General features: G+C 61.2%; 26 protein-coding genes. 15 read left to right on the top strand and 11 right to left on the bottom strand.

Annotated elements, in window-relative coordinates:
• Positions 1–5 precede the first annotated feature (5 nt).
• Genes QN219_RS02450 through QN219_RS02440 form a run of 3 tightly spaced genes read right to left on the bottom strand, consistent with a single transcriptional unit; the run spans position 6 to position 3156 of the window.
• Positions 6–383, bottom strand: coding sequence for a Na+/H+ antiporter subunit C (locus QN219_RS02450; protein ID WP_283997688.1), 378 nt, complete (start codon positions 381–383; stop codon positions 6–8).
• The gene (locus tag QN219_RS02445) at positions 383–802 is read right to left on the bottom strand and encodes a Na(+)/H(+) antiporter subunit B (RefSeq protein WP_283997687.1); all 420 of its coding nucleotides are present in this window, start codon (positions 800–802) and stop codon (positions 383–385) included. Before QN219_RS02445 ends, QN219_RS02450 begins: the two co-directional genes overlap by 1 nt.
• Positions 799–3156 carry a putative monovalent cation/H+ antiporter subunit A gene (locus QN219_RS02440; protein ID WP_283998246.1) on the bottom strand — a complete coding sequence of 786 codons (2358 nt, stop codon included), beginning with the start codon at positions 3154–3156 and terminating at the stop codon, positions 799–801. The genes QN219_RS02445 and QN219_RS02440 overlap by 4 nt, the downstream gene beginning before the upstream one ends.
• 231 nt (positions 3157–3387) lie before the next feature.
• Between QN219_RS02440 and msrB the strand changes: the two genes are divergently transcribed.
• Both msrB and QN219_RS02430 read left to right on the top strand, forming a co-directional pair.
• Positions 3388–3798: a peptide-methionine (R)-S-oxide reductase MsrB gene (msrB, locus tag QN219_RS02435; RefSeq protein ID WP_283997685.1), complete on the top strand. Its 411-nt coding sequence runs from the start codon at positions 3388–3390 to the stop codon at positions 3796–3798.
• 155 nt (positions 3799–3953) lie between these two features.
• Positions 3954–4454 carry a hypothetical protein gene (locus tag QN219_RS02430; RefSeq protein WP_283997683.1) on the top strand — a complete coding sequence of 167 codons (501 nt, stop codon included), beginning with the start codon at positions 3954–3956 and terminating at the stop codon, positions 4452–4454.
• A gap of 119 nt (positions 4455–4573) precedes the next feature.
• Here QN219_RS02430 and QN219_RS02425 read toward each other — a convergent pair whose 3' ends face one another.
• From QN219_RS02425 to QN219_RS02415, 3 genes are all read right to left on the bottom strand, one after another.
• Positions 4574–5236 carry a hemolysin III family protein gene (locus tag QN219_RS02425; protein WP_283997682.1) on the bottom strand — a complete coding sequence of 221 codons (663 nt, stop codon included), beginning with the start codon at positions 5234–5236 and terminating at the stop codon, positions 4574–4576.
• 546 nt (positions 5237–5782) lie between these two features.
• Positions 5783–6124, bottom strand: a complete 342-nt coding sequence (locus QN219_RS02420; RefSeq protein ID WP_283997680.1) for a TraR/DksA family transcriptional regulator — start codon at positions 6122–6124, stop codon at positions 5783–5785.
• A gap of 54 nt (positions 6125–6178) precedes the next feature.
• On the bottom strand, positions 6179–6601 hold the full coding sequence (locus QN219_RS02415) for a universal stress protein (RefSeq protein ID WP_283975747.1): 423 nt from the start codon (positions 6599–6601) through the stop codon (positions 6179–6181).
• 449 nt (positions 6602–7050) lie between these two features.
• On the opposite strand from QN219_RS02415, the gene QN219_RS02410 reads away from it, so the two are divergent.
• The 4 genes from QN219_RS02410 to QN219_RS02395 all read left to right on the top strand — a co-directional run bounded on the left by QN219_RS02410 (position 7051) and on the right by QN219_RS02395 (position 11735).
• Positions 7051–7941: a VOC family protein gene (locus QN219_RS02410; protein WP_283997678.1), complete on the top strand. Its 891-nt coding sequence runs from the start codon at positions 7051–7053 to the stop codon at positions 7939–7941.
• A 151-nt stretch (positions 7942–8092) separates the two neighbouring features.
• Positions 8093–8932 (top strand): SDR family oxidoreductase, encoded by an 840-nt coding sequence (locus QN219_RS02405; RefSeq protein WP_283997676.1) that lies wholly within the window; start codon positions 8093–8095, stop codon positions 8930–8932.
• A gap of 148 nt (positions 8933–9080) precedes the next feature.
• On the top strand, positions 9081–11189 hold the full coding sequence (locus QN219_RS02400; protein WP_283997675.1) for a S9 family peptidase: 2109 nt from the start codon (positions 9081–9083) through the stop codon (positions 11187–11189).
• Positions 11190–11207: 18 nt separating this feature from the next.
• Positions 11208–11735 carry a DUF1697 domain-containing protein gene (locus QN219_RS02395; RefSeq protein ID WP_283997673.1) on the top strand — a complete coding sequence of 176 codons (528 nt, stop codon included), beginning with the start codon at positions 11208–11210 and terminating at the stop codon, positions 11733–11735.
• 6 nt (positions 11736–11741) lie between these two features.
• Here the strand turns inward: QN219_RS02395 and QN219_RS02390 are convergent, their stop codons facing one another.
• A complete protein-coding gene (locus QN219_RS02390) occupies positions 11742–12362 on the bottom strand; it encodes a TetR/AcrR family transcriptional regulator (RefSeq protein ID WP_283997671.1) in 621 nt (206 codons plus the stop codon).
• Positions 12363–12593: 231 nt separating this feature from the next.
• On the opposite strand from QN219_RS02390, the gene QN219_RS02385 reads away from it, so the two are divergent.
• The 4 genes from QN219_RS02385 (at position 12594) to QN219_RS02370 (ending at position 18504) form a co-directional block, all read left to right on the top strand.
• Positions 12594–13550 carry a homocysteine S-methyltransferase family protein gene (locus tag QN219_RS02385; RefSeq protein WP_283997669.1) on the top strand — a complete coding sequence of 319 codons (957 nt, stop codon included), beginning with the start codon at positions 12594–12596 and terminating at the stop codon, positions 13548–13550.
• Between the two features lie 154 nt (positions 13551–13704).
• Positions 13705–15210, top strand: coding sequence for a protein adenylyltransferase SelO family protein (locus tag QN219_RS02380; RefSeq protein ID WP_283998243.1), 1506 nt, complete (start codon positions 13705–13707; stop codon positions 15208–15210).
• A 414-nt stretch (positions 15211–15624) separates the two neighbouring features.
• Positions 15625–17961 carry a glucose/quinate/shikimate family membrane-bound PQQ-dependent dehydrogenase gene (locus QN219_RS02375; protein ID WP_283997667.1) on the top strand — a complete coding sequence of 779 codons (2337 nt, stop codon included), beginning with the start codon at positions 15625–15627 and terminating at the stop codon, positions 17959–17961.
• Positions 17962–18042: 81 nt separating this feature from the next.
• Positions 18043–18504: a hypothetical protein gene (locus QN219_RS02370; RefSeq protein WP_283997665.1), complete on the top strand. Its 462-nt coding sequence runs from the start codon at positions 18043–18045 to the stop codon at positions 18502–18504.
• Between the two features lie 84 nt (positions 18505–18588).
• Here QN219_RS02370 and bla read toward each other — a convergent pair whose 3' ends face one another.
• Positions 18589–19479: a class A beta-lactamase gene (gene bla, locus QN219_RS02365; RefSeq protein ID WP_283997663.1), complete on the bottom strand. Its 891-nt coding sequence runs from the start codon at positions 19477–19479 to the stop codon at positions 18589–18591.
• 128 nt (positions 19480–19607) lie between these two features.
• Here bla and QN219_RS02360 point away from each other — a divergent pair, with 128 nt between their 5' ends.
• The 4 genes from QN219_RS02360 (at position 19608) to QN219_RS02345 (ending at position 21856) form a co-directional block, all read left to right on the top strand.
• A complete protein-coding gene (locus QN219_RS02360; RefSeq protein WP_283997662.1) occupies positions 19608–20054 on the top strand; it encodes an alpha/beta hydrolase in 447 nt (148 codons plus the stop codon).
• Positions 20055–20138: 84 nt separating this feature from the next.
• The gene (locus tag QN219_RS02355; protein WP_283997660.1) at positions 20139–20552 is read left to right on the top strand and encodes a helix-turn-helix domain-containing protein; all 414 of its coding nucleotides are present in this window, start codon (positions 20139–20141) and stop codon (positions 20550–20552) included.
• Between the two features lie 206 nt (positions 20553–20758).
• On the top strand, positions 20759–21262 hold the full coding sequence (locus QN219_RS02350) for a GNAT family N-acetyltransferase (RefSeq protein WP_283997658.1): 504 nt from the start codon (positions 20759–20761) through the stop codon (positions 21260–21262).
• Between the two features lie 12 nt (positions 21263–21274).
• A complete protein-coding gene (locus QN219_RS02345) occupies positions 21275–21856 on the top strand; it encodes a DJ-1/PfpI family protein (RefSeq protein ID WP_283997656.1) in 582 nt (193 codons plus the stop codon).
• 16 nt (positions 21857–21872) lie between these two features.
• Here the strand turns inward: QN219_RS02345 and QN219_RS02340 are convergent, their stop codons facing one another.
• The 3 genes from QN219_RS02340 to QN219_RS02330 form a co-directional block, all read right to left on the bottom strand.
• Positions 21873–22787, bottom strand: a complete 915-nt coding sequence (locus tag QN219_RS02340; protein WP_283997654.1) for a cytochrome c — start codon at positions 22785–22787, stop codon at positions 21873–21875.
• A gap of 84 nt (positions 22788–22871) precedes the next feature.
• Positions 22872–23318 carry a cytochrome c gene (locus QN219_RS02335; protein WP_283998241.1) on the bottom strand — a complete coding sequence of 149 codons (447 nt, stop codon included), beginning with the start codon at positions 23316–23318 and terminating at the stop codon, positions 22872–22874.
• Between the two features lie 224 nt (positions 23319–23542).
• Entirely contained in the window at positions 23543–24181 is a 639-nt protein-coding gene (locus QN219_RS02330; protein WP_283997653.1) for a LysE family translocator, read from the bottom strand.
• A gap of 131 nt (positions 24182–24312) precedes the next feature.
• Between QN219_RS02330 and QN219_RS02325 the strand changes: the two genes are divergently transcribed.
• Positions 24313–25026: a YafY family protein gene (locus QN219_RS02325; RefSeq protein WP_283997651.1), complete on the top strand. Its 714-nt coding sequence runs from the start codon at positions 24313–24315 to the stop codon at positions 25024–25026.
• The last annotated feature ends 128 nt before the right edge of the window (positions 25027–25154 follow it).

Raw genomic sequence — 25154 nt, 5'->3', positions numbered from 1 at the left:
ATCGATCAATATCCAAGCGGCGGCATCGGTTCCTTCACCGGTTCCGCCACACGCATCTCGTCCGTGTTGTCGGTCGAGAGATCCTCATAGGCGCGCCAGGCGAGAACCAGCAGGAAGGCGAAGAAGGAAAAGGAAATGACGATCGCGGTCAGGATCAGCGCCTGCGGCAACGCATTGGCCGCAGGGCCGCCAAGCGCATCGGCACCGGCAGTAATGACCGGCGGGACATCGCGCGTCAGCCGGCCACCGGTGAAGATCAGCAGGTTGACGGCGTTGCCGAGGACCGCCACGCCAAGGAGCACGCGGATGATGAACTTCGACAGCATCAGGTACACCGCGACGGTGAAAAAGATCCCGACGAGCAAGGCAAACCAGGCTTCCATCACTCGCCTCCCCGTTCTTCAAGCGAGAGCGCGACCGAGCTGATCGCCCCGACCACTACGAGATAAACGCCGGTATCGAACAGCATGACGGTCGAGAGCGGGATCTCGACACCAAAGAGGGACGGATAGATCCACAGGCCGGTCATGAAGGGTACGCGCGCAATGATCGAAATCAGGCCGGCGACAGTCGCGGCAAAGAGCCCCGCGCCGGCGATCGCCATCGGATGGAAATAGATCGCCCGTCTTACGGTCTCGACGCCGTGGGCGATGCCGTAGATCGCGAGCGCCGAGACGGCGATCAATCCGCCGATGAACCCGCCGCCCGGTTCGTTGTGGCCCCGCAACAGGACAAAAATCGAGAACAGCATCATCAGGCTGGTCAGGAACGGCGCCACCGTGCGGAAAATAACCGATTTCATACGCGCTCCTCCGCAGCCGATCGATCGGCGCCACGCTTGAGCGAGCCCGCCCTCAGCCTTACCAGCGAGAGGATGGCAAGGCCGGTGATCATCACTACGGCAATTTCACCGAGCGTGTCTGTGCCGCGGAAATCGACGATGATGACGTTGACGACATTGGCCCCATGCGCGATCGATTTCGAATAGAGATTGTAGAAATCGGTCAGCGTCGCATCAAAAGGCGCCCCCGTGGCCCGAAGCAGGAAAAGGCCAAAACCGAGCCCACAGGCGAGCGCTATCATCGAATCGGGAAGCTTCTGGCGCAGTGGTCGATGATCCGAAGGCGAAAGCCTGAGCCGGGTCATCACCAGCGCCAGCACTACCACCGACAGTGTCTCGATCATGAACTGGGTGAAGGAAAGGTCCGGCGCCCCATAGAGCAAGAAGATAACGGCGACCGCAAAACCCTGAATGCCGAGCGAGACGATCGCCGTCAGTCGATCGGCCGCCAGCACCACGGCAAAGAGGCCCGCGACAGCAATGGCCATGATCGCAAGCTCATGGGCTGGAACGTCCGCGGCAAAGAACGGCGCGCGCGGCAGTTCGCCATAGCGGACGGGAGTTGCGAGAAGGACGACCGCGATCAGCAGGAAGACGACGGTCATGTAGACATCGAGCCTGCCGCTCTGCAGCCGGCGAGTGATGGCGACGGCGAACCGCAAAAGCCCGCGGATGAACTGGTCGAAACCCCGATCGGGTCCCCAGCCGATGTCCGCGAGGATGAGCGCCATGACCGCGCGGAGACGATCGAGATTGAGATAGAAGACGATACCGATGAGCAGCGTGACAGCCGAAAGGATCAGCGGCACGCCGATATGCGGCACAAGCGAGACCACCACCGTTCGCGGTTCGCCGGCAATGGCGGAAGACATCGGCGAAGAAATCACCCGATGGGCGAGGCCGGACATCAGCGCAAACGACAGACCCTTCAGTGCCAGGATCGCCGGACCGAGCCAGAGGAGGACCGGCGCCTCGTGAGCATGCCTCGGCGTCTCCACCTTTGGCCCGAGGAACGGTTTCAAGGCTATCGCGAAGGCAACCGCAAACATCAGGGCGTTGCCGAGAACAGTAAGCCCCGCAAAAACCATCGAGCGCCGATCGAAACTCGATAGGGCTTCGTAGATTTCCTCCTTTGCGATGAAGCCGAAAAAGGGCGGCAAGCCGCCCATCGAAAGCGCGGCGGCAAGGGCGACCGCGAAGGTCAGCGGCATCGCCGAGCGCAGGCCGCCAAGCCTTGTCAGATCGCGCGAGCCCGTCTCGTGGTCGATGATGCCCGCAACCATGAACAAGGCGCCCTTGAACAGCGCGTGCGCTACGAGATAGAGCGCGGCCGCTTCGACCGCGTGCGGCGAACCGAGGCCCGTCAGCAAAACCAGAAGTCCGAGCGAGGCCATCGTCGTATAGGCAAGCATCAGCTTGAGGTCCGTTTGGCGCACTGCCAGCGCTGCACCGCTCACGAGCGTCGCAGCCCCAAACAGTGGCAGCAGGAACTGCCATTCAGGCGTATCCCCGAGCACCGGATTGAGCCGCATCAGCAGGTAGACGCCCGCCTTAACCATCGTCGCCGAATGAAGGTAGGCAGAAACCGGCGTCGGCGCCTCCATGGCATTTGGCAGCCAGAAATGGAACGGAAACTGCGCAGACTTGGTGAAGGCTCCGCCCAGCACGAGAAGAAGTGCCGCCAGATAGAACGGGCTCTCCCTCAACTCCGTACCGAAGGAAAGAAGCAACGAGAACTGGGTGATGCCACTCACGTTCCACAGGATGAGAAGGCCGGCGAGCAGCGACAGGCCGCCTCCCCCCGTGACGACCAACGCCTGCAGCGCCGCACGGCGTGCGGCCTCGCGGCCATGATCGAAGCCGATCAGCAGGAAGGACGTAATCGACGTCAGTTCCCAGAAGACGAAGAGCATCAGGAAGCTGTCCGAAAGGACGAGACCCTGCATGGAGCCCATGAACATCAGGATGAACGAAAGGAACCGACCCTGATGCGGATGACCTTTGAGATAACCGCCCGAATAGAGCACGATCAGCGTGCCGATGCCGGAAATCAAAAGTGCGAACGTGAGCGACAGGCCATCGATCAGCCACGAGAAGCTGACATTGAAGGAAGGGATCCAGGCATAGCCGCCAGTGACTACTTCGCCGGCGGCGATTTCCGGAGCGAAGCCGAGGAAGTGCACGAAGGTCGCAACAGGTACGAGAGCCAGGAGCCAGGCGGCATTGTGCCCCAAAAATCGGGTCAGGACCGGCGCCACGAGCGCCGCGACGAAGGGGAGACTGAGGGCCAGAAATGTCAGGGCCGCGACATCCATCGTCTTGGCAAGCTCCTTTGTCGTTTTGACCATCCGTTCAAACTGTCGCCGGACATAAAAGAAGGCCTGTTCCGCCTCAAGAGTGAATCGGCACGAATCGTAGTTGCGCGACAGTAATACAATGCAAAGTGCAGGCAAATCTTGGCCAATCGAGTGTGCCGGCCTACCGCCATCCAGGCAAACGCTGTTTGCGGGCGCGCCGTCGGAATCCTATATAATCGCCGCGACCGAATGGAGATCGACGGCCGATGCCGCTTCTGCGAAGTGAAGAGGACAAAAGAGGAATGGCGGGCACTATTGACGCCGGAACAGTATCGCATCACCCGCGAACACGGCACCGAACGCCCCTTTACCTTTCTCACGAACAAGAAGATCGGCACGTATAAATGCGTCTGTTGCGGCCGCCCGCTTTTCCGGTCGGATACGAAGTTCGACTCCGGCTGCGGCTGGCCGAGCTATTTCGCGCCGATCGACGACCAGGCGATTAGAGAATATGTCGATCGATCGCATTTCATGGTGCGAACTGAAATCCGCTGCGCGCAGTGCGATGCCCATCTCGGCCATGTCTTCCCCGACGGCCCTCCGCCGACAGGCCTGCGTTATTGTCTCAATGGCACGGCGATGACTTTCGAAGAGGATTGACAGCGCGAGGCGGAAGCGGTGCCATAAGCGTGAGCGCTTGCTTTTCGCGTTGTGTTGAACGCGCGGCGCTCCGGCTGTTCCAGCAGAAACAGCAAGGGCTTCGGGGGCCGGGCTACGAGGAGCGGCAGATCGAAGCAAGCCGAAAGGATGCCCGCATGCGCCGTGCTTTCTTCGCCTTCGCCCTCCTTTCGGGGCTCGCGCTCCCTGCAGCCGCGGAGGACGATTGGCATCCCTATGCCAATCCTCGCTTCGGCTATACGGTCGACATCCCGCCGGGTTTCGAGATGCGCCAAGGAGCTGCCGATGATGGAGACGGCGCAAGCTTCCACGCGGACGACAATGGAGCGACGCTTGCCGTCTTCGGAAGTCATCCGCCGGACGGTGATTTCGAGACCGATGTTGCCGACCACATCAGCCTTGAGACGCAGAACGACTGGAGAATGCTGTTCTCACGCGTTACGCCCGCCTGGGCCAGCTTCTCCGGTGCCCGCAACGGCGAAGTCTTCTATGCCCGCGCGATCGCCCTATGCGACGGCAGTGCCGCGTATTTCCGGCTGCAATATCGCAAGAATCCGCTGACGAGTTTCGATGGCATCATCTCGCGCATGGCCGAGGCACTCAGGCCGTCCGACGGCTGTCAGCTTGCGCCGGAATGAGTAAAGCACCGTGTCTCTTGAGACGCACAATGGCCGCTGCAGCACTTTGAATACTGCTGTTTTTATCCTCAAATCGGTTCCGATTCAAGGAAACATACAGTTCCTCGGCACGAGAGAAATCAGGATATCGTGGTGCCGTTGAAACAGGTTACGACCGCCGAATAGTGCACTGCCGAGCCAGCGACGACGAAGCCGTGCCATATTGCGTTCTGGAATCGCAGGCGTTCCCAGACGTGGAAGATAACTCCCGCCGAGTAGATGATGCCGCCGATCAGGATCAACACCAGCGTTGTCGCCGTCAGCATGGACTGAAGCGACCGCGCGGCAAGCACGCCGCTCCAGCCCATCGCAAGGTAGAGCAGGATTGCAAGCCGGTCGAAGCGTCCGGCGAAGAGGCACTTCATCACCACCCCCAGGATGGCAATAGCCCAGATGCCGATCAGCATCTTGAAAAGGAACGGGTTGTCCCAGCCGCGCTGGAGAAACGGCGTATAGGTTGCCGCGATCAAGACGAAGATCGAGGAATGATCGAACCGACGCAGAAGCCATTTCATCCGGCAAATCGGGAAGAGATTGTAAAGAAAGGAAACCGAGAGGGTGGTAACCAGCCCGATGCCGTAAATCCAGGCTGCCGCGAGCTGACCGGACGTACTCCAAAGCGTTGCATAGAAAATCAGCGCCGTGACACCGCAGAGCGCTGCAGCAAGACCGATGCCGTGAACGATGCCATCCGCAATCAACTCGGACCGGTCATAGGTCCACTTGACGCCGTTGATCTCCACGCGATCCCTCCCCTCGACGCTGCATCCTTCGACGCACAAAGGGCCCGCTCGTTCCTACGGCGCCGTGCGTCTCATCAGACGCGCAAAGGTCGCTGTAGCACTTTGAATTGCTGCATGTTTTCGCCCTTGAATCGGCTCCGACTCAGGAAACATGCAACAGGTCCGCGCACCAACCGGAAATCAATCCCGATTTCCCCATCGGCGGCTGGTGTTCGGTCCGCGCAGGCACGTGTTTTACCCGTTTAACGTGCCACAGCAAACGGCCGCCGAAAAGAGCCGCCGGGACTGCGAAAGGATCAATTTTTGCAACCTATTACAACAGCCGGCTAACGTCCTGCAAAACGGACGTGGTTGCTGCAGCCCGGGGTGCTCCTCGAAGCAAGCAATTGAAGGCAGCCCGCGGAGTGCCCAATCTCGATCGTTATGATCGCGACCCATCACCGTGACTACGCCGTATGGACAGCAACGCTGGCCATCGACGGTCGAACGCTTCAGGGGTCAAGGATACCGAGAGCCGCCGCGCCGACGAAAATGCATTGATCCAGCTTACCTTGCGCGTGCTACTTCCGCGGCGCAGGTCTGGCAGAGCGGTGCGTGCGGCACCGCGTGCAATCGTTCCGGTGAAATCTGTTCGCCACAGCGCACACAGGTGCCGTACGTTCCGGACTCAATTCGGTCCAGGGCAGCGTCGATGGCGCGAATTTCACCCTGGCCCGCGAGGCCGAGGCCCTCCAATACCTCGTCGCCTTCTCGTTCGGTGACACGATCGGGCACGTCGGCATTCATTGGTTGATCGAGGTCCTCCTCGATCTTCACCAGCCGACCATAAAGTTCGCGTTTGCGGCGGAGAAGCTGTTCGCGAAAGTCTTCAAGCGCGTACTGATCCATTGCAGGGCTCCTTGGTCGCGGCGTGGTTCGATAACGCCGCCTTCTTGTTCATTTTTAGCGGTCGACGAGAACCGCGCATGGGCAATGGCTAACGACACGACTGGCGGTCGAGCCGATAAAGTAGTCAATCAAACCCGGCCGGTGCGAAGCAATAATCACGAGGTCCGCGTTCTCTTCCTTCGCAAGAGCGTTGATCGTGCCGGCCGCTCCGCCGGTGCGGATTTCGATGCGCCCCTTGATCCCGTGCTTGGCCTTCAATGCTTCCAATGTCTTGACCGCATGCCTGCGCGATTCCTCGATCATCTCGAGCGGAAAATCGACGATCATATATCCTTGTGCATAGGCATTCAGGTCCTCTACGACGTTGAGCAGGACGATTTCCCCCTCGTCGTCGATCAGCTTCTCTGCGATGCCGAGGACGGATTCGCCGTGCTCCAGCTGATCCATGGCGATCGGAACGATGATTTTCTTGTACATGCTGCACTCCTTCTCTTGCGTTCCCCGGTCGCCGTGCGGCGAGGCCAGCCCCTACAGCGTCGCGCGTCTCATTAGACGCGCAAAGATCGCCGTAGCACCTTGAATAGCTGCATGCTTTTGTCCTTGAATCGAGCTCCGATCGAGGAACACGCAGCAAGCACGGGTCGAGGGTAAAACCGGTCTTCACTTCCCCCGTCCCGCGCCAACATGAAATTGCGCGGAGGCGATGTTCCAGCATTGATTGAAATCAAATCGGCCGCCACCGTCGTATTAGCATCACTGAAAGATCAGGTAGCGCGGTGGTCATGGCTGTCAACGCTCATCGAACACAACATCAAGTAATATAATAGCTTTCCTGAACGCGGTCACGAGCCCATATTAACGGCAAGTTTCAAGAAACTGCGATCGGCGGCCAACGGGGCGCCGGTTCGGCCTGAAAGGCTATTGCAATGCAAGATTCAACCCGTTCGCGCTCGACACAGAGCATGCCCGCGGACCATGCCGTCGCGATGCCGGCCTATGTCGACCAGTCCCATCTCGTCGTGCAGGATCTGCCGATGGTATCCGCTTGGTACCAGAGGATTATGGGCCTGACGCCGATCGAAACCGGTGCCAAGGGCGAGACGCTTGGCGTCGCCGGCCGGCCTCTGCTGACGCTGACGACCGAAGGGGACGCGGCAAGAGCACCGCGCAACGCGCCGGGCCTGTTCCACACAGCTTTTCTCGTTCCCGATCGGCGCGAACTCGGCCACTGGCTTGCTCATGCGGCGCGCAACAACATCCGCCCACAGGGTGCATCCGACCACCTGGTCAGCGAGGCGATCTATCTCGCCGACCCGGAAGGCAACGGCATCGAGATCTACCGTGACCGCTCCCGCAGCGAATGGAACTACCAGCCGGACGGCATGGTAGCGATGAGCACGCTGCCGCTTGACCTGCAGGCCCTTTACGACGAGGCGCCGAAAGGCGATTGGAACAGTCTCGCCGAAGGGACGACGATCGGCCATATCCATCTGCAGGTTTCCGACATTCCCCAGGCGGACGCGTTTTTTCGGGACGCGCTCGGACTGGATCTGATGGCGCGCTACCCGGGAGCGAGCTTCTTTGCTTCGGGCAAGTATCATCATCATGTTGCGGCCAACATCTGGAATTCTCGAGGCGCTTCCAAACGCCAGCACAACATGACGGGCCTGGCGGATTATACGATCCGCTTCAGCGATGCCGCGAAGCTCGCAACGGCGCTGACCAAGCTGGACGAGCTGGAAATGACGGTAACCAGGCAAGGCGACGTCCACAGTCTCGTCGATCCGTGGGGCATCGGCCTCAAACTCTCCACCTGACAAGCAGTCGCCGAGCCCTGCAGCGGTCGCGCCAGCGTGCCTTCCTGGCGGCGAACCGGCGCGTTCGAGCAGGAAAGTTCTCCTATTTGGCAACATTCCGCCTTCTATTTGGTTTCCGTAATAAACCTGATCTCAGGGAACGGAGGCGAGAATGCCGGGGAAAATTCTGGTTCTTGGCGCCACCGGCACCGTTGGCAGCAAAGTGATACGGACGCTTATCGCCAGGGGCGAGCGCACCAAGGCTGCATGCCGCAAATCAGTTTCGATACCGGGTGTCGACGCAGTTGCTTTCGACTATCTCGATGCTTCGACCTATGGCTGCGCGCTCAAGGGGGTCGATCGCATCTTCGTTATCACGCCGACCGGGTGTCTCGACCCCGTCAGGCTGCTGACGCCGATCATCCAAGCGGCGGCCGCGCGCGGTATCAAGATCGTGCTGATGACCATGCTCGGCGTCGACACCGGCGGCAGCAATTCCTACCGGACGGTGGAGCTGTTCCTCGAAGAGACCTGCGCGCCATTCGTCATCGTCCGGCCCAATTGGTTCGCCGACAACTTCCACAGCTACTGGCTCGCCGGCATCCGCCGCGGCGTGATTGCGGTGCCGGCGGCAGACGGGAAGACGAGTTTCATCGACACGCGCGACATCGCCGAGAGCATTGCATGCACGCTCACGAGCGATGCGTTCAACGGACAGGCCTTCGATCTCACCGGTCCCGAGGCCTTGAGCTATGCGGAAGCGGCGGCGATACTTTCTCGCGCCATCGGCAGGACCATCGCGTACACACCGGTCGATGACGCGATCTTCATCGGTCTGCTAACCGAAGCAGGCATTTCCGCGACCTACGCCCATCTCCTTGCCGAACTATTCCGGCCGGTGCGCGAGGGGCGGATGGCCGCGCTCAGCAATGGCGTCGAGACCCTGACCGGCAAGGCGCCGCGTTCGCTCGAGACTTATGCAAAGGACAATATCACAGCGCTGACGGCGTGAAATCCGCAAGGCACAACACCATCTCGTCAGCTCGCATCCGCCGCCAGAGAAGCATTGATTGAACAAACGGGCTCCGGTCTTTCCGCTTGATCGGTGCGATGGCGCTCTCTATCTCATGATCTCCCACCGAACAAATCGGAGACACGCCTTGTCCGCTTTCAACAATCTGCCCGCTGCCCCTGTCGCTCCGAAGAAACCGGTTACCGATACACGTCACGGCATTACCCGGACCGATGACTATGCCTGGCTCCGCGCGGACAATTGGCAGGCCATGTTCAGGGACCCTTCGATCCTCGATCCGGAGATCCGCAGACATCTCGAGGCGGAAAACGCCTACATGAGCGCCGCCATGGCGGACACCAAGGAATTGCAGAAAACCCTGTTTGCCGAGATGCGCGGCCGCATCAAGGAGGACGATTCTTCCGTTCCGATGAAGGACGGCGCTTTCGCTTACGGTACCTTTTACGTGACCGGCGGCGAACAGCCGCGTTATTTCCGCATCCCGCGCGACGGCAACACCAGGGACGAGACGATCCGCCACGTGCTGCTCGACGGCGACAAGGAAGCCGAAGGCAACGCCTATTTCCGCCTCGCCGGCATCGACCATTCAAGCGACCATTCCCGCGGCGTCTGGGGCTATGACGACAAGGGGTCGGAATATTTCACGCTGAAAGTGCGCGATCTTTCGACCGGCGAGGATCTGCCCGATGTGATCGAGAATACGGGCGGCGGCGGCGCATGGGCACCGGACGGCAAGAGCTTCTTCTACACCGTGCTCGACGAGAACCATCGGCCGTCGAAGATCTTTCACCACGTCATCGGCACACCCCAGAAGGACGACCGGCTCGTCTATGAGGAAAAGGACCCCGGCTTCTTCATGTCGGTCGGCGGGTCGCTGCTCGACGACTTCATCTACATCGATATTCATGACCACGAGACCAGCGAGTACCGACTGCTCACGACCAAGGACCTGACGGCAGAGCCGCAGCTCGTGGCGGAGCGCGTAACCGGTCTCGAGTACTCGATGACGGAAGGCGGTGCTGTTTTCTACATTCTCACCAACGCCGACGGCGCCAAGGATTTCAAGATCATGGAAGCGCCCGTGGAAGCGCCGCAGAAGCAAAATTGGCGCGAGGTCGTCCCGTACCGGCCGGGCACGCTGATCCTCAATCACATGGCCTATGCCCGCCATCTGGTCTGGCTGCAGCGGCGCGACGGATTACCGGAAATCGTCATCCGCGACCGCAAGACCGGCGAGGAGCATGCGATCGCCTTTGCCGAGGAAGCCTATTCCTTGGGGCTCTCCGGTGCTGCCGAATACGACACCGACGTCATCCGCTTTTCCTACTCGTCGATGACGACACCGTCGCAGCTCTTCGACTACGACATGGCAACGCGTCGACGCACGCTCTTGAAGACCCAGGAAGTGCCCTCCGGCCACAATCCGGACGATTACGTCACCCGTCGCGTCTTCGCGCCATCATGGGATGGTGTCGAGGTACCGATCACGCTGCTCTATCGCAAGGATACGCCGCTCGACGGTTCCGCCCCTTGCCTGCTCTACGGTTACGGCGCCTACGGCATCACCATTCCGGCTGGCTTCAACACCAACTGCCTCTCGCTCGTCGACCGCGGCTTCGTTTATGCCATCGCGCATATCCGCGGCGGCAAGGACAAGGGCTTTCAATGGTACGAAGACGGCAAGATGGCGAAGAAGACCAATACCTTCAAAGACTTCATCGCTGCCGCTGACTATTTGAATCAGGAGAAGTTCACGTCCTATGCGAACATCATCGCCGAGGGCGGTTCGGCGGGCGGCATGCTGACGGGAGCGGTCGCCAATATGGCGCCGGAGAAGTTCAAGGGCATCATTGCCGCCGTTCCCTTCGTCGACGTTCTGAACACCATGCTCGACGACACGCTGCCACTCACTCCGCCGGAATGGCCGGAATGGGGCAATCCGATCGAGAGCGCCGAATTCTACAACATCATCGCCAGCTACTCGCCCTACGACAACGTGGATGCGAAATCCTATCCGGCGATCCTGGCGCTCGGCGGCCTGACCGACCCTCGCGTGACCTATTGGGAGCCGGCAAAGTGGGTGGCGAAGCTCCGGGAGAAGACCACCGGCGCCGCGCCGATCCTGATGAAGACCAATATGGATGCCGGCCATGCCGGCGCATCCGGGCGTTTCCAGCGGCTGGAGGAAATCGCCTTCGAATACGCCTTCGCCATCAAGGTCGCCGCCAAGATGTAACGGCCGGGAGGAAAAAACATGCCGGTCTATGTCGCATTGCTGCGGGCGATCAATGTCGGCGGGACCGGCAAGCTTCCGATGGCGGACCTGAAGGTCGTCTGCGAGGGCCTCGGCTTTACCGATGTGAAGACCTATACGCAGAGTGGCAATGTGCTCTTTCGTTCCGCGCTTTCCGAGACGGAGGTGCAAAAAAGACTTGAGGATGCTCTGGCGAAACGAATGGGCAACGCGCCGGGCGTCATCTTGCGCAGCCGCAGCGAACTGCGAAAGGTTGTCGACCAAGCTCCGTTCGCGGACGCCAAGCCGAATTTTCTGCTGGTGACGTTCCTGCCTGAGCAGCCGCCGGCCGATGCGCTTGACAAGCTCGTCGCGCCGGACGGCGAAGAGGTACAGATCAGCGGGAGGGAGATCTATATCCATTTTCCCAACGGCTCGGGAAAGTCAAAGCTCAAATTGCCCGCCCTCAAACCGGGTACGGCCCGCAATCTCAATACCGTGCGGAAACTCGCCGAACTCGCGGCCGAGCTCGAAGATAGTCGGGCCTGAACGCCATCAGGCCTGCGCGATCGGCTGGAACAGCAGCCGCACGAAGGTGCGGAAGACCAGCAACTGGTCGGGCAGGCTCCTCGGTTCCTTCAACGCCTTCGAAAGCACGATGCCGCCTTCCAGCACAGTCGAGACCATGTCGGCCAGCTGGTCGGCGTCGAGCGCCTCGCGCGGGCGATAGTGGCGCATGATATCGCGGAACATCGCGCCGAAGCGCCGACGCCACATCAGCGCCGCCTGCCGGTTGATCTCCTGGATCTCGCGGTCGAAGGCACGCTCCTGCGTGCACATGGTCGCGACCAGACAGCCGGGATGGCCGTTCGGCAGGTCCGAGAGCAATTCCGACAGCAGCTTCAGGCCGAGCAGGAAAGCCTGCAGCGGGTCGTCCGCGAGATCGTGCGCCCGACCGAAGATCTCGTCGTAGATCCGTTCGTCGTTCTCGATGTAGCGTTCCAGGAGGGCCTTGGCGAGTTCGTTCTTGTCGCGGAAATGATAGAAGAAACCGCTCTTGGTGATGCCGGCTTCGGCAATCAGTTCATCGATCGAAGTGGCCCCGAAACCTTTCGCCAGCACCGCGGCTTCGGCGATATCGAGGATCCTCGTTCGCGTTTCCTCACCCTTCCGCATTATCCGCTCCTGTACCGCCGGTACGGTTTTCAGCGCTGAACACGCCCATCACATCCTCCGCCGCAACCGAAACAACACGGCAAGCATTTGTTTTCACATCGATATCAGGATATTCCGCAAGTAGTATACCGCAACTCCTCTAGTTTAGCAGATGATAAAACGGCAGAAATTCATCCGATCCCCGACGCGGGACACCCCGTGGAAACCGGGTGGAAAAGGGTGGAGCAACACATGGCCAAGTACAGATACGACTTGCCGCTGCTAAACGGAGGCACATTCCTCAGCGATGGCGGCATGGAGACGACGCTGATTTTTCACGATGGCGTCGAGCTTCCACATTTCGCTTCCTTCGTACTTTTGTCGTCGGCCGAGGGCCGGCAGAAGCTTCTGCAATATTACGCGCAATATCTCGACGTTGCCCGACGTCATGATACCGGCTTCGTCCTCGACACCGCGACGTGGCGAGCCAGTGCCGACTGGGGAGAGAAGCTCGGCTACGATGCGGATGCGCTGGCAACGGCCAACCGCGATGCCGTCGATCTGCTGACCGGGTTGCGCACCGAATACGAGCGGCCGCAAGCGCCCATTGTCCTCAATGGCGTGATCGGACCGCGCGGCGATGGCTATAAAGCAGGCAGGATGAACGCCGACGAGGCGGAAGGCTACCATGCGGCCCAGATTGCCACCTTCGCCGCAAGCGAAGCCGATATGGTATCAGGCGTTACATTGAACAATGTCGACGAGGGTATTGGTATTGCTCGCGCGGCCAGGAGGCATGGCATGCCCTGCGCTATCTCCTTCACGGTCGAAACCGATGGCCGGCTGGTGACCGGCCAGTCGCTCCAGGATGCGATCGAGACGGTGGACACGGAGACCGACGGTTACCCGCACTACTACATGGTCAACTGCGCGCATCCGAGCCATTTCGATGGCGCGCTCGAGCAGGGCCAGTCCTGGGTCAAGCGGATCGGCGGCATTCGCGCCAACGCCTCGATGATGAGCCATGCCGAACTCGACGAGAGCGAGACACTCGATGCGGGCGATCCGGCAGATCTCGCCCGGCGCTATCGGTCGCTGACCGGCCGCATGCCGCATCTGCGTGTGCTCGGCGGCTGCTGCGGCACCGACCACCGCCACATCGCCGCGATATGCGAAGCGTGCCTTCCTCGCGCAGCGCTCAGCGCCTGACGAAGACAACCGTCGTTCCTGCGCTCCGGCGGTACCTACCGGAGGGCAGGTGGATAAAGTCTCGGCCTCGCGGAACTATCGGCGCTCGTGTAGACTTGTCCCGATAGCAGTGACCCGTCGGCACTGCCCGGCGCGCGCAACGGGACAGAGAATGATGAATTACGTGCCCTCGCAACCGGCCTCCGAGACGGCCCCCTTCCCCTTCGACAACAGCTATGCGCGGTTGCCCGCGAACTTCTACGCCCGTGTCGAGCCGACGCCGGTTGCGGAGCCGTGGCTGATCAAGTTCAACCGAAAGCTCGCCGAAGAACTTGGCCTCGAGGCGGAAGCGCTCGAACGCGACGGCGCGGCGATCTTTTCGGGCAACAAGATCCCCCCGGGCGCGGAGCCGCTTGCCATGGCCTATGCCGGACACCAGTTCGGCACATTCGTCCCGCAACTCGGCGACGGTCGCGCCATAATGCTTGGCGAAGTAATCGACCGCGGCGGAAAGCGACGCGACATCCAGCTCAAGGGATCCGGGCAGACGCCCTATTCCCGCCGCGGCGACGGGCGGGCGGCACTCGGTCCGGTGCTGCGGGAATATATCATCAGCGAGGCGATGCACGCGCTCGGCATACCGACGACGCGCGCGCTCGCCGCCACCATCACCGGCCAGCCGGTTTATCGCGAGCAAATCCTCCCCGGTGCTGTCTTCACCCGCGTCGCCGCCAGCCATATCCGTGTGGGGACGTTTCAATTCTTCGCCGCCCGCGGCGACATGGAATCGGTCAAAACGTTGGCCGACTACGTGATCGAACGCCATTATCCCGAGTTGAAGGACAGCGAAAAACCCTATTTCTCCCTGTTCAAGGCAGTCGCCGCGCGCCAGGCGGCATTGATTGCGCGCTGGCTCCACGTCGGTTTCATCCACGGCGTGATGAACACCGACAACATGACGGTGTCCGGCGAGACGATCGATTTCGGCCCTTGCGCCTTCATGGATGCCTATGACCCGAAGAAGGTGTTCAGCTCGATCGACCAGTTTGGCCGCTATGCCTATGCCAACCAGCCGGGCATCGGCCAGTGGAATCTCGCGCGGCTCGCAGAAACGCTGGTGCCGTTGTTCGACCCGGTCGCCGACACGGCGGTCAATCTCGCCAACGATGCGCTTACCGAATACGGCTCGATCTTCCAGAAACATTGGCTCGACGGCATGCGACGCAAGATCGGACTCGCGACCGACGAGGATGGCGATATCGAGCTGATTCAATCGCTCCTGACACTGATGCACGAGGGCAATGCCGATTTTTCGCTTGTCTTCCGACGCCTAGTGGCATCCGCCGGAGATAACGGCTCCGATCCGGCGCTCGTCGAACTTTTCGAGAAGCCAGGCGCAGTTTCGGCCTGGCTTCACGACTGGCGCGGGCGCGTGGCCCGCGAAACACTCGACACCGGCGCGCGCGCCGCTGCGATGCGGGCCGCAAATCCGGCTTTCATTCCTCGCAATCACCGCGTGGAACAGGCGATAGACGCGGCCACACGGGATGCAGATTTCTCGCTGTTCGAAGCACTGCTCGATGTCACGTCCAGACCCTATGAGGACCAACCCGAGCACGAAGCCTACGCCGCACCGCCGCGGGCTGGCGAGGAAGTGCTGCAGACCTTCTGCGGTACCTGAGCGCCACGCTACAGCGCCTTGTCTCCCTTTAGACGCGCAAAGATCGCCGCAACGCTTTGATTTGCTTCGAGCTAGAGGAACATGCAGTCGAGCAATCCGGCCTGTAGCGGCTTTCTGTTCGGAACCGGATATTTCAAGGAGTCAGATCATTTCACCGGTTCGATGAAACACGAAAATGATCTTGCCGGCAGCAGTTAAGTAAACCCTTGCGACGTCCGTATTTTGCAACCCCACGGAGTGCAGCCATTGAAAGGCACGCCCCATGCGTTAGCTTTTCAGATGGCGTTCGTCCGATGACGGTTGACTGCGTCAGGCGCACGGACACGGGAACGCCGTCGTCCAGGTCCGGCCGGGCCTGCTCGCAAGACCCGCCGTGCCGCTCGGCACCATACTTCAACTCGGGGGTTTGAACACATGCTCTTCGTGCTGACGGCCGTTCTCTTCGCCCTGATCGGTCTTGCAATCGGTGCCGGAGGAATCAGGCTGCTGATGCTGGGCGGCAGCCCCTACTACCTGCTTACGGGCCTGGCTTTCCTGCTGACCGCATTTCTGCTTTTCCGCCGGCAGGCCGCTGCTCTCTGGGTCTATGCGCTCGTCGTCGTAGGTTCTCTCGCCTGGGCCGTCTGGGAGGTCGGCTTCGACTGGTGGCAACTCGGCCCTCGCGGCGGCATTATTATCCTGCTGGGCCTCTGGCTGCTTACTCCCTGGATCCGACGCCCCCTCGGCTTCGTCAGTCCCTCAGGCGAGCACTACAGCGCTACGGCGTGGCCGCTCGCCGTCGCCAGCCTTGTTTCCATCGGCGTCGCCGTATTCGCGATGACGCGGGATCCGCACGATATCCGCGGCGAGTTGCCGAGCGACACGGTCGTGGCCAACGCCAATCTCGGCGGAAATGTGCCTCCGGGCGAGTGGCACCAGTACGGCCGCACGCCCTTTGGCCAGCGATACTCGCCGCTCGACCAGATCAACGCGGAAAATGTCGCCAATCTCGGAGTCGCATGGCAATACCAGACGGGCGACGTGAAGCGACCGGATGACGTCGGCGAGACCACCTATCAGGTAACGCCGCTCAAGGTGAAGGACACGCTCTACCTCTGCACGCCGCACAACTGGGCGATCGCGCTCGACGCGGCGACCGGACAGGAAAAGTGGAAGTACGATTCCAACTCCGGCATGAACCCCGACCGCCAGCACCAGACCTGCCGCGGTGTCACCTATTGGGCCAATCCGGCGGCCGCTCCCGGCAGCCCCTGCGCCGAGCGCGTCTACCTGCCGACCTCCGATGCGCGGCTGATTGCGCTCGACGCCGCAAACGGCGAGGTCTGCACCAGCTTTGCCGATAATGGCGTCCTGCATCTGGAACAGGGGATGCGGTTCAATCCGGCTGGCTACTACTACTCGACATCGCCGCCGGTGGCGGTCGCCGGCAAGATTATCGTCGGCGGTGCCGTCAACGACAACTACTCGACGCAGGAGCAATCCGGCGTCATCCGCGCCTTCGACATCAACAGCGGCGCGCTGCTGTGGAACTGGGACAGCGGCAACCCCGACCAGACGGCGCCCCTGCCAGCCGGTCGGTTCTACACCACGAATTCGCCGAACAGCTGGTCGGTTTCCTCGGTCGACGAAGGTCTTGGGCTGATTTATGTGCCGCTTGGCAACCAGGTGCCGGACCAGCTCGGCATGGGGCGAAGCGAGCACGTGGAGAAATATTCCTCCTCGATCGTCGCCCTCGACATCAACACCGGTGCGATGCGCTGGGTACGCCAGACGGTGCACCATGACCTATGGGACATGGACGTGCCTGCGCAACCGTCGCTCATCGACATCACCAAGGAGGATGGGACGGTCGTGCCGGCGCTCGTCGGGCCGACCAAGCAGGGCGACCTCTATGTGCTCGACCGGCGAAGCGGCGAGCCTATCATTCCGGTCGAGGAAGTCGCCGCACCTGGCGGCGCAATTCCGGAGGACTTCACCGCGCCAACGCAGCCGGTATCCGACCTTACCTTCATGCCCGCTCCGCTCGACGAGCGCGACATGTGGGGCATCACCATGCTTGACCAGCTCGCCTGCCGGATAGCCTTCAGGTCGCTTAAATACGAGGGCCGCTATACACCGCCTTCGCTTGAAGGAACGCTGGTCTATCCCGGCAATTTCGGCACCTTCAACTGGGGTTCGGTCGCGGTCGACCCGGAGCGGCAGATCCTGTTCGGCATGCCGACCTACCTCGCCTTCACGTCCCGGCTGGTACCGCGCGACCAGATCCCGCCGAAGCAGGAGGGCGAAACGGGCAGCGAGCAGGGTCTGAACCGCAATGAAGGTGCGCCCTATGGTGTCTATATGGGCCCGTTCCTCGGTCCGCTGCAGATCCCCTGCCAGGCCCCTCCCTGGGGCTATGTCGCGGGCGCCGATCTTAGAACCGGCAAGATCGCCTATAAGCACAAGAACGGCACCGTCTATGACATGACACCGCTGCCGATCCCCTTCAAATTAGGTGTGCCGGGCATCGGCGGACCGATCATCACCAAGGGCGGCGTCGCCTTCCTGGGTGCTGCGGTCGACAATTATCTGAGGGCCTACGACGTCACCACCGGAAGCCAGCTCTGGGAGACACGGCTGCCGGCAGGCGGGCAGTCGACGCCAATGACCTACACCGTCGGCGATAAACAATACGTGCTGATGGTCGCCGGCGGCCACGGTTCGGTCGGCACCAAACCGGGCGACTACATCATTGCCTACACTCTCCCCTGAACTCGCCGGGTGGTTGCATCGAAAGGCTCGCGCAAGCCGCCATAGACAGGCTCCCCCGGAACTTTACATCCGGGGATTTCCATGAAAATCGAAAGCAGCCTTTCCAACTACTATCTTTCGCAGCGCCGCTCCGTCGCAAGCAACCTTCCCTCGCTCGACGAAGCCGGCGGTGATCGAGCGCAGCGTCGTTCTCCGCCCACCATTGCACCCGCCTCGCCCTCCGTCTCGCTTTCAAGCGCACTCTGGCAGTCACTCGCCGAGGACGAAACGGCCGCTTCCTCGATCACCGAGGGCAAGTCGCCGTTCGGCTCGAGCGTTGCCGACGAGTTCCTTGAATGGTCCAAGATGTCGTTTGCGGAAAAAATCCGGGCGCAGTACCTCGAGGCACATGGGCTGACGGAGGAAAGCCTGCGGGCCATGCCGCCCGAGGGGCGTGAAGCAATCGAGGAAGAAATCCGCAAGGCCGTCGCGGAAAGCCTCGGCATGGAGGAACAGACGAGCGACACTGCATCGGACATCGTCGAAAACGCTACCGAAGCTTGACTTTCCCGGATGCCGTCGGCCAGAGCAATTCCAGGAGAAGTGTGCAACGGTTTTCCTGGAATTGCGTAGCTTCAAAGGGTTAGCTCAAACCATTCCCGCAACAATCTTTCCGACTTCGGCGAAGACGGGATTCAGTTCCTTCACTGGCGCCTTCGCCTCGGCAATGTAGGCCGTTATCAGGATCGGCCCGCGATCCTTTGGCCAGACAACGGCGATGTCCGACGCCGCGCCGGTCGCGCTCGTCCCGGTCTTGTCGCCGATACGCCAATCCTTCGGCATGCCGGCACGGAGCCGGGCGTCGCCGGTCTTATTGGCGACCATCCAGTCGATGAACTGCATGCGGGAGGTCTCCGACAAAACCGGGCCGAGCGTCAGACCGCCGAGGGTTTCAAGCATGGCAGCCGGCGTCGTCGTGTCGCGTGGGTCTCCCCGCTTCGCCTCGTTGAGTTCGGGTTCGGTACGATCAAGCCGCGTCTTCTGATCGTTGATCGATCGCAGCCACGTCGTCAACCCTGCCGGTCCACCGAAACTTTCGAGCAGCAGGTTGCCTGCGGCGTTGTCGCTGATCGTAATCGCCGCCTCGCAGAGCGCGGCGACCGTCATGCCATCTCCTCCCACGTGCTTCTCCGTTACCGGCGAATAGGGGACCAGTGCGTCCTTGCCGAACTTGATTCGCCGGTCGAGCTTTTCTTCCCCTCGATCCACACGGGCCAACACACAGGCCGCGGCCAACGCCTTGAAGGTCGAGCACATGGCAAAGCGCTCGCTTTCTCTCTGGCCGAAGGAGATGTTCGTTTCCGTGTCGAGCACCGCAACGCCGAGGCGACCGCCGGTACGCTTTTCGAGTTCGCCAAGCTGCTTAGAGACATCGTCGTTCGTTCCGGCAACGGCGCGCGCTGTGCTCGCCAGAACGAGCGCCGGATAGAGCATCGCAGAGCCGACCAGCATGGTGCGTCGATTGATGAAAAAGGGCACGTTCTTCCTCCGTATTGAGCGTGCGGCATTCGCCACGCACGTTTCTAAATTATTGATAGTGAATATGTATTCCCGCCGAGCCGGCCACGACAAGCGGCCGTTGCGAAGCAAGTCGCTAAGCGGCAAATATGGCGGCCTTGTGCTCGCCCAGCTGTCGGGACTGCCTTCATCGTTCCGCCATCCGGTTGCGGGCCGTCCATGGAAAATGTTATGGCGAAGGCGTTGAAATTGAAGGACGAGATCCGTGCGCCTCATCCGCTAGCGACGATGCGGCTTTCGACGCCCGACGCTCTGGCGAAGACGTCACGGTCAACAATCTCGTCATCGATCATCTCTGGGGCGAGGTCTTCCGCGATATCGACATAAGGCAGGGGCTCGATCGGCTGAAAATGCCGATCATGCTTGCACTCGGCCGCTTCGACTTTCTCGTTGCACCCGCGAGCACTTGGGACGAATACCGCGCGGATGTCTCCGATCTAACCATCCGTCTTTTCGAAAAGAGCGGTCACACGCCGCAACTGGAGGAGAGTGCGGCTTTCGACGACGCACTTCTCGAGTTTCTTTTGCGACGTTGAGAAGCAGGGAGGTCCGCTCTATTGCTGGGAGAATGCCGCCGCCCTATCTAAATACTCCAGCGACTATAGATATGAGGCGACAGCATGTATTCGATCGGCGACCTCTCACGCCGCACCGGCGTCAAGATCCCGACCATTCGCTATTATGAACAGATGGGATTGCTCGAGGCACCCGAGCGCTCGGAAGGCAACCAGCGGCGTTATGAAAAACGCGAACTCGAACGGCTCGCATTCATCCGTCATGCGCGCGACCTGGGACTCTCGATCGAGGCGATCCGCGATCTTCTGGCACTCAGCCGGCATCCGGAACGCCCTTGCGGCGAGGCGGACCGCATCGCCACCGAACACCTTGCCTCGGTACGCGAAAAGATCGCCAGACTACGGAAGCTGGAAAGTGAACTGGAGCGCATCGTCGCCTGCCATGGTGACCATACGATTGGCGACTGCTACGTGATCCGGGCGCTGGCCGACCATTCAATGTGCGGGACCGACCACTGAGATCCGATCCGGAGGCGCGAGAAATCACGTTGACAAAATCGCGGAAATGGCGAATCTACGCGCATGATCAAGAACGCACCCATTTCCCGCGTGTATTTTTGGCTGTTCCGATAGGAGCGGCCTGCTGATCATATTCAACAAGGCCGCCATCAGGCGGCTTTTGTTTTTCACGGCACCTGATGGCGGCAGAACCATAGGAGCCGAGAATGTTGCAGACCGCCACCCCTTCCCTTCATCCAGTGCCATCGGCGCGTCCACCGGTGGTGACGATCCGCTGTACCAAACCGCGCGATCTTCCCGAGCTGCACGAGATGATCGTCGAGCTCGCCGCGCATCACGGCGACGCCGCACCGCTCACACTGGAACGGCTTGAACGCGACCTCTTCAGCCGCACCCCCTGGATCACCGCGCTTGTCGCCGAAGCCGGCAACCAGTTGATCGGCTACGCCATCCTTGTGCCGACCTATCGAGCAGCCGAAGGCGTGCGCGGCATGGAACTGCATCACCTTTTCGTTCGTCCCGGTCATCGTGGCACTGGCATCGGCCGCCACCTCGTTGCCAAGGCGCGCGAAAAGGCGCGCATGGCCGGCTGCGACTATCTTTCGGTCAGCGCCGCCACCGGCAATTTCCAGGCGCATCGATTCTACGAATCCGAACGCTTCGTACCTCGACCTGTTACCGGCATGCGCTATATGCAGAAACTTGGCTGAACGGGAGGGCACATGCGCCTCGCAATCGTCCTGACGGAAGGTTTTGCCGACTGGGAATGCGCGCTGCTGATGGCCACGGCGCGCACCGAACTCGGGCTCGACGTGCTGATCGCCACGCCCGGCGGCACCGTGGTGACGTCGATGGGCGGCCTTCACATCACACCGCACCTGCCGACGAAAACGCTGGCGCCGGCGGAGTTCGACGCGCTTGTGCTCTGCGGCGGCTCAACCTGGGAAACCGCCGCCGCCCCAAATCTCACCGCGACGATCCGCGCCTTCCATGCGGAAGACCGCGTCGTCGCGGGGATTTGCGGTGCGACGCTTGCGCTTGCCGCCAGCGGCATTCTCAACGAGGCGGACCATACGGGCAACTCGGCGGAAAGCCTTTTGGCGGTGGCCGGCTATCACGGCCACGAGCACTATCGCGAGCAGCCGCAGGCTCTTCGAAGCGGCCGACTGGTAACGGCTGCGGGCACTGCTCCGGTCAGCTTTACTGCCGAGATTTTCCACGCGCTCGGTGTCGGCTCCGAAGCGCTTGACCACTATCTCTCCCTCTACGGCAAGGAGCACGCGGCCGTTCAAGCCGCACGATAGTGCCGTTCCAGAACCTTCAAAGCGCCGGGATGGCCTTCAGGTAGGCGGCAATAGCCTCGCGGTCGGAGGGCGAAAGCTTCGCCAGGTTCTGCTGCACCTCGACCATCGAACCGCCGACCGAGTCGAATTCCGGCGTGAAACCGGTCTCCAGATAGGAGGCGATGTCGGATGCACTCCAACTGCCGACGCTCCTCGAGCCCGGCGTGATGTCGGGGATACGACCTTCCCCTTCGGGATTCGGCGCGCCGGCCAACCATCTATCCGGCACGAACCCGCCGAGCGCGTTGCGTGGCGTGTGGCACTCGCCGCAGTGACCGGGGCCTTCGACGAGATACTGCCCGCGGGCGAGCTTCGCGTCAGCCGTATTCACCTCGGCGCGCGGCTCGTCTGTTAAGAACAGCAGCTTCCAGGCGCCGAGCGCCATGCGGATATTATAAGGGAACGGCAAGTCATGCGGCGGCGCCACGTTGCTGCTTTTCGGCAGCGTCTGCAGATATCCCCAGAGATCGTTGATATCCTTGGCGGTCATGCGCGCATACGAACCGTAAGGGAAAGATGGATAAAGGTGCTCGCCATTTTTTCCGACGCCGCGCGTCATGGCGTTGCCGAACTCCGCAAGCGTCCAGTCACCGATGCCGGCGCTTTCATCGGGCGAAATGTTCGGAATATTGAAGGTACCGAAGGGACTCTTCAGCGCCCGACCGCCAGCAAGCACGAGCCGGGCGTCATCCTTCGCTCCCGGCGCCGCGTGGCAACTGACGCAGCCGCCGGCCCAGAAGACCTGCTCGCCATTGGCGAGATCCGGTTCGCCAAGTCCTTGCCAATGGGCTTCATCCCACGGCGCCGGTTTCGTCAGCCACCAAAAACCGCCGGCGCCGGCAAGCGCCAGCACGACCAGACCAAATAGCAGTTTCGCTGTTCGACGGCCCATCAGGCCTCCCTGATGCTGGAAAGACAGACAGATGCGCCGGCAGAGCCGGCGCATCGGAACCGATCAGAATGAAGGAACGGCGTCTCAGTCCTTTTTCAGCCGGTAGGTCTCATGACAGCTGGAACAGTCCTTGCCGAGAATGCCGAGGGCGGCGCCAACACCGGCCTGGTCGGAAGGAAGCTGGGCAAGCAGCGTGCTCGCGTCGGTTCCAAGCTTGGCGGCCTTGGCCTTGAAGTCATCCATGTTTTCCCAGATCTTCGGGCTGGCTTCGGTTTCCAGGCCGGTTTCCGAGCCCGCCGGGAAATGATTCGGGAAGACCTTCACCGTCTCGCTGATCGTCGTCAGCGATGCCTTTACGATTTCCGCATCGTAGGGTTTTTCACCTTTGGCGATACCGTTCAACGCACCGGCAGCCTGCCCTACCTTCTTCATCAGCTGCTGGCGCACCGCCTGCGGCTCGTCCGCCGCAGTGACGGCAGTCACACCCAATCCTGCGAGGGCCGCAGCAAGCATAAATGCTCGTATCTTCATCATGATCTCCCGGTCATTCGAACCCGCATCTGCGGCTTCCTGTTGAGGCGCGGGGCATGATGGCATTTTGGTCTTTCGACGGAAGTAACATTTTTTTGATGTCCTTGTCATTCCAACATAATTTGGCTCCAACAACCGCATTACCGCCGTCTGTCGCGTGCCGGAAAACAGCGTGAACACGACAGCCATGTTTTAATACTTGGGAGCGATCTGCCGCCGGCGGCCTACCGGGCACCGGCCCAACCCTGCCATACGGTCAAGACCGCAACTATGACCAGCACGACGCCGGCAGCCCGTCCGATTGCCACCGTTGCGCCCGGACTGCCGACAAGCAGGTCACGGCCGCGCCCGGCGGCAAGGGCCAGCCCGCCATAGACGGCAAGCTGCGTCAACGCGATCATCAGCGCCATGACGGCCGCTTGCGACCAGACCGGACCGAATTGCGGCTTCAGGAACTGCGGATAGACAGCCAGCATGAAAAGATAGGCCTTGGGGTTCATCAGGCTTGTTAGCGCGCCCTGGCGAAAGCTCGCCCAGCGCGACAGGTGCACAGCCTTTTCGATGCCGCCGATCGTGATCGAACTGCGTAAAAGCGAGAAACCGATCCAGGCGATGTAAAGGGCACCGGCGACAAGCAGCACGTTGAAGAGCTGCGGCACCAGATGCAGGACGACGCTGACGCCGAGCGCGGCATAGAGCGTATGCAGCACGCCGCCGGCCATGATGCCGGCCGTTGCCGACAGGCCGGACGCCCGTCCGCCGGTCAACGAATTGGCCAGGACGAAGACCATGTCCATGCCGGGCACGATGATGATGCCGAAGAGAAGGGTGAAGAAAAGCCAGAGGTTTTCCGTGTAGCTCATGTCAGTTGTCCGTGAGATTTCCATGTGACGGGTGGGCGGATTGTAGATTCTTCAATCCGTTGACACGTGTTATACCGCCCTACAACTGACAGGGAATTGTCAGGAGCCTTTGCGGCGACGGAGGTTTTTTCGTGCGTAAGGCATCGCGCCTTTTTGAAATCATCCAGATTCTGCGGCTCGCCAGGAAGCCGGTGACGGCCGCGGAAATTGCCGAAGCGCTGGAGGTTACGCCACGCTCGATCTACCGCGATATCGCGGCCCTCCAGGCAATACGGGTGCCGATCGAGGGCGAACGCGGCATCGGCTATATCTTGAGACCAGGCTTCGATCTGCCTCCTTTGATGTTCTCCATCGAAGAGACGGAGGCGATCGTACTCGCGCTTGCGCTGCTGGCACGCACGGGCGACGAGGAGCTGAAGGCCGCCGCGCGGCGCGTGAACCAGAAGATCACGGGCGCCGTTCCCGAGCCGCTCCGCCGAGCATTCCAGTCTCAGGCACTGCACGCCTGGGGTAGCATAGCACCGCCACCGCCCGCCATTGATCTCGCCATGGTTCGCCGCGCGATCCGTGACGAGCAGAAGCTTGCGCTGGATTATCGCGATGAGCTCGGGCGAGCGACGGAACGCACTGTCCGCCCGCTGGCGCTGATCTATTATTCGGAGCACGCGATGATGGTCGCCTGGTGCGAACTGCGCCACGACATCCGCAACTTCCGCGCCGACCGGGTGGAGCACTGCGAACCGGTGGACGATTTCTTCCACGACGAGGGCAACCGGCTGAGGCAGATGTGGATCGCCGGCTGGAAGACGAACGCCGCTCGGCCGCTCGAGGCGGAGGACGCGTAGACGACGCGCCCCATTCCGCCTGCCGGCACTTTCTTCCACGGGGTCAGGAAATATGCACCGCCGCTACTGTGCCCCTCCTCGCATGCCGGAGAAGATTAGGGTTGAGCAAATCGCCGAGCCTCGCCGGC

It is taken from the genome of Sinorhizobium sp. 8-89 (assembly GCF_030124325.1).
Taxonomy (GTDB): Bacteria; Pseudomonadota; Alphaproteobacteria; order Rhizobiales; family Rhizobiaceae; genus Sinorhizobium.
Note: the sequence above shows the minus strand (reverse complement) of the source record. Positions and strands in the feature narration are given on the sequence as shown.

Coding starts and splice junctions, on each gene's coding strand:
- QN219_RS02450 (WP_283997688.1), bottom strand. CDS start 383: ATGGAAGCCTGGTTTGCCTTGCTCGTCGGGATCTTTTTCACCGTCGCG.
- QN219_RS02445 (WP_283997687.1), bottom strand. CDS start 802: ATGAAATCGGTTATTTTCCGCACGGTGGCGCCGTTCCTGACCAGCCTG.
- QN219_RS02440 (WP_283998246.1), bottom strand. CDS start 3,156: ATGGATGTCGCGGCCCTGACATTTCTGGCCCTCAGTCTCCCCTTCGTC.
- msrB (WP_283997685.1), top strand. CDS start 3,388: ATGGAGATCGACGGCCGATGCCGCTTCTGCGAAGTGAAGAGGACAAAA.
- QN219_RS02430 (WP_283997683.1), top strand. CDS start 3,954: ATGCGCCGTGCTTTCTTCGCCTTCGCCCTCCTTTCGGGGCTCGCGCTC.
- QN219_RS02420 (WP_283997680.1), bottom strand. CDS start 6,124: ATGGATCAGTACGCGCTTGAAGACTTTCGCGAACAGCTTCTCCGCCGC.
- QN219_RS02415 (WP_283975747.1), bottom strand. CDS start 6,601: ATGTACAAGAAAATCATCGTTCCGATCGCCATGGATCAGCTGGAGCAC.
- QN219_RS02410 (WP_283997678.1), top strand. CDS start 7,051: ATGCAAGATTCAACCCGTTCGCGCTCGACACAGAGCATGCCCGCGGAC.
- QN219_RS02405 (WP_283997676.1), top strand. CDS start 8,093: ATGCCGGGGAAAATTCTGGTTCTTGGCGCCACCGGCACCGTTGGCAGC.
- QN219_RS02395 (WP_283997673.1), top strand. CDS start 11,208: ATGCCGGTCTATGTCGCATTGCTGCGGGCGATCAATGTCGGCGGGACC.
- QN219_RS02390 (WP_283997671.1), bottom strand. CDS start 12,362: ATGCGGAAGGGTGAGGAAACGCGAACGAGGATCCTCGATATCGCCGAA.
- QN219_RS02385 (WP_283997669.1), top strand. CDS start 12,594: ATGGCCAAGTACAGATACGACTTGCCGCTGCTAAACGGAGGCACATTC.
- QN219_RS02380 (WP_283998243.1), top strand. CDS start 13,705: ATGAATTACGTGCCCTCGCAACCGGCCTCCGAGACGGCCCCCTTCCCC.
- QN219_RS02375 (WP_283997667.1), top strand. CDS start 15,625: ATGCTCTTCGTGCTGACGGCCGTTCTCTTCGCCCTGATCGGTCTTGCA.
- QN219_RS02370 (WP_283997665.1), top strand. CDS start 18,043: ATGAAAATCGAAAGCAGCCTTTCCAACTACTATCTTTCGCAGCGCCGC.
- QN219_RS02360 (WP_283997662.1), top strand. CDS start 19,608: ATGGCGGCCTTGTGCTCGCCCAGCTGTCGGGACTGCCTTCATCGTTCC.
- QN219_RS02355 (WP_283997660.1), top strand. CDS start 20,139: ATGTATTCGATCGGCGACCTCTCACGCCGCACCGGCGTCAAGATCCCG.
- QN219_RS02350 (WP_283997658.1), top strand. CDS start 20,759: ATGTTGCAGACCGCCACCCCTTCCCTTCATCCAGTGCCATCGGCGCGT.
- QN219_RS02345 (WP_283997656.1), top strand. CDS start 21,275: ATGCGCCTCGCAATCGTCCTGACGGAAGGTTTTGCCGACTGGGAATGC.
- QN219_RS02340 (WP_283997654.1), bottom strand. CDS start 22,787: ATGGGCCGTCGAACAGCGAAACTGCTATTTGGTCTGGTCGTGCTGGCG.
- QN219_RS02335 (WP_283998241.1), bottom strand. CDS start 23,318: ATGAAGATACGAGCATTTATGCTTGCTGCGGCCCTCGCAGGATTGGGT.
- QN219_RS02330 (WP_283997653.1), bottom strand. CDS start 24,181: ATGAGCTACACGGAAAACCTCTGGCTTTTCTTCACCCTTCTCTTCGGC.